The sequence below is a fragment of the Microbacterium sp. Bi128 genome (genome assembly GCF_918698205.1).
Genome location: NZ_CAKKMM010000144.1, coordinates 1 through 9,317 on the forward strand (window position 1 = coordinate 1; position 9,317 = coordinate 9,317).

Consider the following 9,317-nt stretch of genomic DNA (forward strand, 5'->3'; position numbering starts at 1 on the left):
ACCCACCCCTCAGCTCCCGGAAGTCGGACCCCAGATCGCGCCGTCGTGGCCGCCCATCCGGCCGGCACGAGCGACAGCGACAGAAGCCATGCCACCAGACCGGCTGACGCAGGTGTACGCGGCGGGAGCTTCCACCTACACGATCGCCGCAGACACGAGGGTGTCTCGGCAGACAGTGGGTCGCATTCTCGCCGACGCGGGCACCCGGACTCGAAGGGGACGACCCCGCACCTTCGACCTCGACCCCCGTTGGCTCCGCGATCACTATGAAACGAAGCACTGGACCATCGCACAGATCGCGCAGCTCGCCGGCTGTAGCGAGATGACCATCAACCGGCATTTGCATAGCGCCGGCATCCCGGTCCGCCCACGCGGGGCGCGCATCAACGGGTCTACCTCGGACGCAGGCAGGCAACGATCTGACCCGCCCGCCCCGCGGGGCCCATCACAGGCTCACGGACTCCGTCGCAGCACTCCCGTCGAGCCATCGACGAATACTCGAATTCCAGACACGCGAAGGACGTCGGCATGACGCAGAAGAAACGAACTTCCAGTCGGCTGCGGCACGACGCGCGGGAACGCGTGAAGGTGACAGGAGAGAAGTACACCACGGCGCTGAAGGCAGTCATGGATGCGGGTTCATCCAGCAGCCGAGCTGGAGGACGAGATCAGGGCGAGGAGCCTGCGGGTCCCGCCGACACGCAACGCGCACCCGACGACACCCGTGACCGGAGCTGAGTCCGGGGTGGGATCTCTGCGATGACGGTCGAGGGCAAGGAATGCGTGGTGTCGGCCGACTCAGGCCGGGAGGACAAGCCGTGGTCGGCACCTCACCTCGCGCCGCTGTTCATTGAACTCACCGCTGACGAGACGGCGCCGGTGTGGGCGCGTCGCGCTGTGACATTCCTCCATCGCTACGCCCGCGAACACGGCCAATCCCCGACCTTCCGGGAAGTATTCCCGGAGCTCGCGTCGCACGATCTCAGCGCCGCGGAGCATCAGGCTGCCTGGACGTCGTCGTCGCCGCGGTACCTGACGATGGTGCACTGGCAGCGTTGTGGATGGATCCGCTTCCGACGAGAACCGCGGACCCTCCGATCCGGCCCCGCGGCAGGCGAACTGTTCATACCGTCGCCCGCGCCGAAAGCGCGTCCGAGGCAGTCCTAAGCCTTGGCGGTGTTCCCGGGGGAGTCGGGGTGGGAAGAGTAGAGCGCGCCGAGGAGTTCCTCCAGCGCGACGCGCAGTTCGTTGTAGCCCATCGTGTAGAACATCGCGTCGGAGTTCGAGGTTTCGGTGGCGTCGAGGTTGGCGAGGAGTTGACGGGCTTCACGGACCGCCACATCGAGCCACGGCTCGACATCCGGTAGGCCCCGGACCCACTCGTCGATGACGGTGAACGGGATGGGCGCGTATGCGTGGGCGTCGACGCCGACGTGGAACTGGTGCCCATTCGGGCCGTGGTCGCGTGCGTGCGTGTGACCGTGCAACAGCGGGATCCCATCGTCCCAGCGGGGCCGGTGCGACGTGTGTCGGTCCGACTCCTGCGAGTCGCCCTTGTACGGGTAGTGGGATGCGAGGATCCGGTAGCCGTGCCGGGTGCCTTCGATGACCTCCGGCAGAATCGTCCACCCGGCCGCCTCGTAGAGCGGCGCGAACCGTTCGATCGCCTTCCTGGACTGTGTCGCTGGTGAGACCCGGTCATGGTTCCCGGGGACGAGGTACCGGTGACCGTTCAGCTGCGCGGTGAGGGTGATCGATTCCTCGATCGGCCCGAGCGCGACATCCCCGAGATGTAGCACCACATCTGTCGGGGCGACCGTCTCGTTCCAGCGGCGGATGAGCTCGGTGTTCATCTCGTTGACGGTGGTGAATGGACGGTCCGCGAGTTCGCTGATCCGGGCGTGGCTGAAGTGGGTGTCCGCGGTGACGTAGTCGACTCGGTCGAAGTCGAACCACGGATACTCACTCACGGCTAACGCTCCTCGCATGTGACGGATGTCTAGCAGAATCTAGCGGTGTCTAGCGTTTCGGTAGACACCGCTAGATGTTCCTAGAGTTCGTCGAGATCGATCCCGAATTTCCGGGCGAGATCGGAGCGCGCCACCTCCGCACTGTCGGCGGGACGCTCCCGGGCGATACGGGCGATTTCCTCGTCTTCCGCCGCATCCTCCGTGGCGGCGACCGCTGCCAGCTCATCGATCAGGACAAGAACGGGTGTGCCGTCGGCGGTCGCGCGGCGGCGGATCTCGGCGGCGGCATGGCCGAGGGTGTACATCCGCTCCCACGGGTGCTCGCCGTGGCGAGCGATGGCCACGGTGTCGCGGGTGTAGCTGCGCTCATCGCCTGGGACGAGCCACCGTTCGGTGCCGTCCGAGGCGAGGAAGAAGTCGACGTAGCAGTTCCCACACGGCATCCGGTAGACCCCGGGCTCGGTGGGGGCAGAGTCGGTGCTACGCGCGATCATGTCGCGGATGATCCGCCCCCAGTCCGTGTTGCCGTCAGAGTGTGACATCGGCCAGACCCTTCGTTTGGCGAACGGAGTAGTCTCTCACACCGGTGAATTTGTGTCCACTGATTGGGTCAGAGCCTGTTCGAGTCGAGTGGTTGCTCTCGCTCAGGAAGTCTCGCCCGTCGTGAGATGCTCGCCTCATGGCATCGCACACTTCAAGCGGCTGAAAGCGGCCCCAGAAGACCTCATCGACATCCAGCGCTGCGTGACGTTCGTCGCGGGCATGGGCCTGGACCCCGTTTGGCCCGAGGCCCAGCAAGGCCTAGCAGCCGGTGGAAGGCCATTTCACTCGACGCGCTGGACCGATCACAACTCAATGGGTAGCCCACCCGAGGCACATGAACGTGCTGCTCAAGGCGCGCCGCCTCGGTGGGACGGCGGACGGCGACTGATATATCGAGCCGTGTCATCGCAGCCGGTGTCTGCAGCATGCAACAGACTGATCTGGCAACCCGGCTTCGCCGGTAATGCACAGCCCCTGGCAGACACAGCGGGCCAAGTGACCACGAGCGGAGAACAGATGGCGAAGATGCGAGTGCACGAGCTCGCCGCCGAACTGGGAGTCGACGCAAAGGCCGTCTTGGTCCGTCTGCGAGAACTTGGTGAGTTCGTCAAGAGCCCGTCTTCATCGATAGAAGCTCCAGTTGCTCGCAAGGTGAGGGCGTCGTTCGGTGCCCGACCCCCTCGACCCGGTTCGCCTCGGCCATCGCCGATGCGACGTGAGCACGTAGACCCGCATGTCGATCGGCCGGGATTCGATCCGACCGCACCATCCACTCGACAGTTCGGCTGGCGATCGGGCGCTGTGGCGGCGCCCCAGCACCCAGACCTGCTGGCAAACGTCGAGCGCGTTCGATACAAGTACCCGGTCCTGCGTGACCACATCGACGCTCTGCGAAGTCTTGGCTCCCAGGTGGTCTACGCGGGGTTCTGCCGTCAGGATGGCTTCAGGGACTGCGCGATCGTCCATGTGCGATTCAGTGGAGCGATCGAGGCCGGGTTTGGGTTTACCCGCGAGGTGATGATCTTCTACAGTCCGCATGAGGATCTCCAGGGCCGGACCTTCCAGGCTGCGGCCCGCGAGCTCGGTGGCGCCGATCGTTCCATCACTCCGGACATCTTCTTCATGTGGTCGCCCGATCGGCGTCTACAGATCAAACTGAACGACTGGTCGCGCCCCGCGAAACTAGCGATCCCGCTCTTGATTGACGACGAAGACGAACTCTCGCTAATTACCCTTCTTCGCGACTACATCTATGCCCGAGACCTCTTCTACATGACGACTCCCGTGTATGGCGCGAGCTTCTTCGGCCGCAGGACACTGCTGCAGTCGATGCGTGACGACGTGTTCAACCAGCGAGTCACAGGCGTCTTCGGACTGCGGAAGTCGGGCAAGACGAGCATCCTCATGCAGCTTAAGGAGGAGTTGCAAGAGGACAAAGTGGTGACCGTCCTCATGGACCTGGAGGCCTTCCCCTCTCCGCCGGAAGACCCCACCGACGACATCGTCAGCGATCTGCGTCGACGACTGATTGCTGAACTCAAAGCTCACAAGCTGCGCACCCAAGAGCTTTCGCAGCTGCAGGAACGCCCGAGCATCCTCGACCTGAAGAACGCTCTCCAGGCGATACTCAAGCATCTCCACAAAGACGGGCATAGGATCCTGCTCCTCCTGGACGAGATCGAGTACTTGACCCCAGCGGATCGCATCGATATCGCTGAAGGCGACATGCCACGCATTGCGCAGCTGCTATCGGCCCTCAGGAGCATCGTGCAGGAGTCTGAGAACTTCACCTTCGTGCTGTCCGGCCTTACAAGCGCCATCGTTGAAGGTGGACGACTGTATGGTCGACCGAATCCCCTCTTCTCTTGGGCGAAGGCCGTGTACGTGAAGCCGCTGGAGCGAGAAGAGGCGGACGATCTCGCGAGCACCGTCGGCGGCAAGATGGGCATCCAGATCGAACCTGGTGCGCTCGAGGCACTCCACGAGGCGTCCGGTGGTCACGCCTATCTGTATCGAAATCTGAGCTCAGCCGTCGTGCAGCACCTTCCGACCGACGTCTTCCAACGTACGATGACTCGCGCTTCCGTGCTCACAGAACTTGATGATTGGAAGAGTCGCGTCCAAGGCAACATTGAGGAGATGGTCCAACACGTCAAGCGCTACTACGCGAACGAGGCCGTCATGCTGGACGTGCTGATGGACAGTGCAGCCGACTTCAAGGAACTCGCATCCAGCGAGCACGTCGCAGTTCGTCGACTGAAGGACCTGGGTCTGATTCACGAACAGGACGGCGAGTTCGAAGTCAGCGTGATCCTGGAGCTCGTATGAGCGCGACCGACTACTCCGACTGGATACTGGGCGTTCACCGAAAAGCGGAGCAACTCCGCGTCGTGTTCCTGCAGCTGGGCTCGAGCAACGAGCCAGCCCGCCGCGCTCTGGGGGCTTCGCAGGTGAACGTGACGCGCGTCCGGGACTACTTGCAGCCAGATGGCCCACTTACCACCGGAACAGTCGTGATCGACGGGATGGAGTCGCTCACGATGCAGAGTGAGGCCACTCAGATGGGTGCGCTACGCGAGCGCGTCTTCAGCGACGTCGAGGCCGGCGGCAGGGTCATCCTCCTCTCCCGGGCGCCTCGGATTGCTTTCCCTCCAGTGGTCGGGAGTTCGCTCCTTGACGACGCCAGCCTGGCGCATGCTCCGGTCGTCAAGAGCACAGGCGCTCACGAGTGGCCAACGTGCGTTGAAGACGGCGCCTCCCCGGCCGACGTACTGTGCCGGGCGCTGACAGAACTCGGTATGGACCTGGCTGCGTCTCTCGATCGTGTCGTGTACGAGAGCCTGCTGATTGGCCAGAGCGCGCTGGGCCTGCTCAACGCGAGGGAGCTTGAGGCGCTGGATGGTTCCAGCCTTACAGCGCCCGACGGTGCGACTCGGACATGGAATTTTCCGAAGCATCTCGGACCGCTCAAGAAGGCGCTCGACGAGGTTCTCGCGGATGCCCTCGATCCTCAGCAGCAGCTTGCCGAGGTGAGTTCGGGACTCTGGAAGATCGAGCGGATCATCCGACGCGAAGTGCGTCGGCGCGCAATCGCCGCATGGGCGGAGAACTGGCGCACGCAGTGCCTGAACGGCGACCTTCCGGAAAAAGTGCTCGAGCGAGCGAGCGAATCGGCATACATGGGCGCCACGTCGGTCAAGCAATTGCGCGACCCTCTCGAATGGCTCTCACTCGGGGAGTTGCTCCAACTAAAGGACCGTTCCCAGATCGGCGACTTGGGGTTGAGCGCCGCTCACTGGCGACAGTTCAGCGCGCAGATCATGCCGATTCGGAATCGTCTGGCACACATGCGCAGTCTTCGGCCCGAGGACGCCGCCGACGTCGTCAAATGGCAGCGAGTGCTCGAAATGCGATTCCCCACAAATTGAGACGAGCGCACTGCGAGGAGCGTACGCCCGATCAGTAGGCTCATCTCGGTAGCGGGTGAGGAGATTCGAATGGCGGAGAGCACCACTGCCGATCTGGACGTCAACAGGTCCGACCGGCGACTCGGGCGCGCTGTGACGCGGGTTCATCAAGCCTCGCGCACAATCGACCCGGCTCTGAGACCCAGACTCGAGTCACTACTTCACGCAGGCGAAGCGATGGACTTCGTCGCCCGCATCCATGGATTCTCCGACCCCTTGAGTGCATCCGCCCTCGAGTCTTTCGCCGTCCAGGCAGGAATTGGAAGGCAATCACTTCACTCGACCGTGCTGCCGGCGCTGAAGGCTGCCAATGTTGCAGACTTCGCGCTGGACACACAAGGCGTTGTAATCGAGGTGCAGGAGTTTCTGGGCGTAACCGGGAACCTCATCGAACAGTCCTACCGCGTTCTACAGCAGCTCAACCCGACCATCGATGAGATCGTAACGCTGCACTCGATCGAAGTCGCATCGTTCGCCCCGTTGACGACCACCCAACATCTCGACCAACTCCACCGACGAGGATTCAACGACCAAGTCAGCGAAACCGGTCTGAACCTTGCACTGGCGACAGGCCTTACAAAGCGCGTCAACTCCGTCGATCTCGCCGAGGACGTAATTTATAGCCCTTACGTGTGGGAGTCAGGACAGATTGAGATCGCGTCGTTCCTCCGTGGCCTTCCCCCGGGCGAGCGCGACGCGCTTCTCGGCATATGTGAACAGGCAGCGCAACACCCCGGCCTCGCACTTCCACTCCTCGCGCAACCGACCCCCGGCGTGTTCGGCGCAGCACAGAAGGTCGGACTCGTCCAGGCCGCCACCGTCAAGTCGACGGGAGGATCCGGAGCGCAGACATATGTCTTTTCACCTACTCTCGAGTCGGAGGACGACCGGCTCACAACCACCGAGGCGCTGAATCAGCGCAAGCTTTTTGTCGCCCACATGCTCTTCGGGCATGAACGAGCGGAACGTAGCGGCGGTCGAATACACGATCCTGTGGTCCTCGTGCGGGCGCTCCTAAACCGCGGGAGCGTTGGGCCTGCGAGCAACATCAGCACCGACTACCACCTGCTTGAGGCGCACGGCATCGTTCGCGTCCGTGAAACGGACCACGGCCGGGCATACCTCGAACTTGTGAAGGAGGAGATCGTCGAAGGCGGGCTCGCGTGGCTTCAGAACTCATCAACGTCCGCAGGAACGACGGACCCGACGGTGAACCTCCTCCGAGCTCCAGGCGAGTTCACCAACCCAGAGCAAACACGTGCGGGCGCGGGCGACCTCGGAGCCGCTGACGAGATCGCGAGATCAGCGATCCTCGAGCTGAGAAAGGAACTGCAACGTGCCACCCGTCAAGACCGACCCGCTAACCCCCGGTGATCGACTCGAATGCCGCGTAGGCCAAGTGTGGTTCTGGGAGGGGTACTTCACTCGGGTAGGCATCGACCTCATCAGCTACTACGGCGCGGAACTCATCCAAGTCACCGACCTGGATCTACTCGCCATCGGGCTTGGTCCCGGGCTCGAGAGTCACCGGACCATTGGCGAGTCCAAGAGCGGGACGGGGAAGAGCGCGCCGAAACCACTCGACCGTATTGTGTGGCTACGCGGACTGCAAGAGTTGGTAGGCGCAGAGCGAGCGGAACTGACTGTTGCCTCGAGCGTGACGCCCAGAACCCGGGAGCTGGGCCGCCATTCCCGCGTCAGCGTCGAATCGATCAACGACCTCCAGGCGCGAGAGGCCGCACTTAATCTCTCGAAACTCACAGATCTTGGGGCCCACGGACCCAACGCCCTGCTTCTGCGGCGCACAGTCAAAGTAGTCAGCAAGGACGATCCCACGCTCGGACCTGCGTTCAAGTTCCTCACTTCCACCGTGTGGTTTCTAGATCCGTTCGCTGCACTGAAGCAGAGCCTGGGTCTACTTGAGACGCTTTGCCAGCGCTGGACGCCCGGCGTCAAGGATGACGAACAGCTCGCGGTACGGTGGCTCATTTCAGAGACCCTCAGTATCTGGGTACTCAACCTCGTAACGATCGTGGGATTTGTCCGCCCGATGGATCCGAGTGCATTCACAAGTTTTCTTCGCGAACGCCTCGCAGACGGAGTTGTGCCCGCTCAGCGCATGCGCCAGTTGTCGCGCGACTTCGACAAGTTCATCAGTGGACTGCTCGCGGCGGCGAAGGCCTCGCCCGAGGTGCGGACTGAGGCCATGGGCGCGTTTGAGCCCTCACCGCCGGAGTGGGCTGACTCTGCTGCAGAACTCGCAATCCGGCTAGGCCGTCAGCCCGCGCTCCGAGACTTGCCTCGACAGTTTGATCTCGTCGTTCACGAGCGGCTAGCTCGTGGGCGAGACATCTCAGAAGCTGCGGGGGCTCAGCTTCGACTCAATGATCCGGCGGCAAGATCAAGCGTGAGCCTCATTGCAGCGTTCCTGCGAAGCTTTGGCTCTCTGAAGGACGACATCAGCGAGCTTCTAATCGCAGGGTTCGGTAAGCCGGCGCAGGCGCCGCCCGAGCCTGCACCCCAGCAAGAGATCGAAGCGACTGCTCTCACACTGCCCGGCCTCGACGCCGCTGACAGCGTTGCCGAGGACTGACTGGCGTGGGGCTGTAGGGATTCGCCATTCCCCACGGAATCCTGAGCCTTCGGCCACTGCCAACTACCGGGGATTCCCGGCATCCTCGGCCATTTCCAACGGGAACCTACACGTCGTCGAGGTCGTCGTTGCAGTGAGCTTCCGATGGTCGGCGACATGCGCGGGTTCGTCGCGGGGGCCTTCGATCTCGAACCCGCAGACACCGCAGCTATGCAGCCCGATGCCGTCGACGTCGTCCGAGGGGATGTACATCGTGGTGGGCTCTTCGCACATCAAGCAGCGCATGGTGTCTCCGTTCGTGATTGTCAGGTGATCGGTTGGACGGTGGCGGAGTATCCGCGGTGGGAGCCCCAGGCCGCGGCGATGCGGTCGGCAATGTCGCGGTCCTCGCCGAGGTATGGCCGGTATCTCTTGCCGCGAGGGTCGGTGATCACGACCTGGACGACGCCGGCGGGCTCGCGCACGGTGACCCTGGCGGCGGGGATCGGATATGCCTGGACGCGACCGGCGATGATGAAAGTCGGGTACAGGTCGCGTGCGAGCTCCGGGGCACGGAACACGTCGTGAACCCACGCCGTGATGGCGAGCGCGCCGGCGGGGCTGAACCCGATGAGGCGGGCGGGGAGTTGCTCGAGCCCGGCGCGGACGAAGTAGTGCTCGTCGACGAGGATCGGCGTCGGCGGGAGCAGGGTTTGCTCGTCGTGGGCGGGGTAGATGGTGAGGCTGGTGCGGCTGTTCATGAGG

Annotated in this window: 10 protein-coding genes and 1 pseudogene; 7 read left to right on the plus strand and 4 right to left on the minus strand. The window is 63.3% G+C overall.

The genetic code is table 11. The features are described 5' to 3' along the window. The first annotated feature begins 528 nt into the window (after positions 1-528). Together LQV45_RS11955 and LQV45_RS11960 are read left to right on the plus strand one after the other, a co-directional pair. The gene (locus LQV45_RS11955; protein WP_133177970.1) at positions 529-738 is read left to right on the plus strand and encodes a hypothetical protein; all 210 of its coding nucleotides are present in this window, start codon (positions 529-531) and stop codon (positions 736-738) included. A gap of 21 nt (positions 739-759) precedes the next feature. Next, positions 760-1,167, plus strand: coding sequence for a hypothetical protein (locus tag LQV45_RS11960; protein ID WP_043341843.1), 408 nt, complete (start codon positions 760-762; stop codon positions 1,165-1,167). Here the strand turns inward: LQV45_RS11960 and LQV45_RS11965 are convergent. Together LQV45_RS11965 and LQV45_RS11970 are read right to left on the minus strand one after the other, a co-directional pair. Continuing rightward, positions 1,164-1,970, minus strand: coding sequence for a metallophosphoesterase (locus LQV45_RS11965; protein ID WP_005054963.1), 807 nt, complete (start codon positions 1,968-1,970; stop codon positions 1,164-1,166). The two genes, LQV45_RS11960 and LQV45_RS11965, sit on opposite strands and share 4 nt — an antisense overlap. 80 nt (positions 1,971-2,050) lie before the next feature. Next, positions 2,051-2,512, minus strand: coding sequence for a hypothetical protein (locus LQV45_RS11970; protein ID WP_005054965.1), 462 nt, complete (start codon positions 2,510-2,512; stop codon positions 2,051-2,053). Between the two features lie 517 nt (positions 2,513-3,029). Here LQV45_RS11970 and LQV45_RS11975 point away from each other — a divergent pair. The 5 genes and pseudogenes from LQV45_RS11975 to LQV45_RS11995 form a co-directional block, all read left to right on the plus strand. Beyond that, positions 3,030-3,174, plus strand: a pseudogene (locus LQV45_RS11975) (translation initiation factor IF-2 N-terminal domain-containing protein); the annotation flags it as partial. 47 nt (positions 3,175-3,221) lie between these two features. Continuing rightward, complete coding sequence (locus tag LQV45_RS11980; RefSeq protein WP_230007221.1) at positions 3,222-4,841, plus strand: AAA family ATPase; 1,620 nt, start codon at positions 3,222-3,224, stop codon at positions 4,839-4,841. Next, complete coding sequence (locus LQV45_RS11985) at positions 4,838-5,941, plus strand: hypothetical protein (RefSeq protein ID WP_005054969.1); 1,104 nt, start codon at positions 4,838-4,840, stop codon at positions 5,939-5,941. The genes LQV45_RS11980 and LQV45_RS11985 overlap by 4 nt, the downstream gene beginning before the upstream one ends. Positions 5,942-6,157: 216 nt before the next feature. Next, entirely contained in the window at positions 6,158-7,354 is a 1,197-nt protein-coding gene (locus tag LQV45_RS11990) for a hypothetical protein (protein ID WP_165801300.1), read from the plus strand. Next, positions 7,317-8,573: a hypothetical protein gene (locus tag LQV45_RS11995; protein ID WP_005054973.1), complete on the plus strand. Its 1,257-nt coding sequence runs from the start codon at positions 7,317-7,319 to the stop codon at positions 8,571-8,573. The genes LQV45_RS11990 and LQV45_RS11995 overlap by 38 nt, the downstream gene beginning before the upstream one ends. Positions 8,574-8,636: 63 nt before the next feature. On the opposite strand, the gene LQV45_RS12000 is transcribed toward LQV45_RS11995, so the two are convergent. Further along, a complete protein-coding gene (locus LQV45_RS12000; protein ID WP_230007219.1) occupies positions 8,637-8,846 on the minus strand; it encodes a hypothetical protein in 210 nt (69 codons plus the stop codon). Positions 8,847-8,878: 32 nt separating this feature from the next. Then, positions 8,879-9,317, minus strand: a 439-nt coding sequence (locus tag LQV45_RS12005) for a hypothetical protein (RefSeq protein ID WP_230007220.1), incomplete at its 5' end; no start/stop codon positions are given.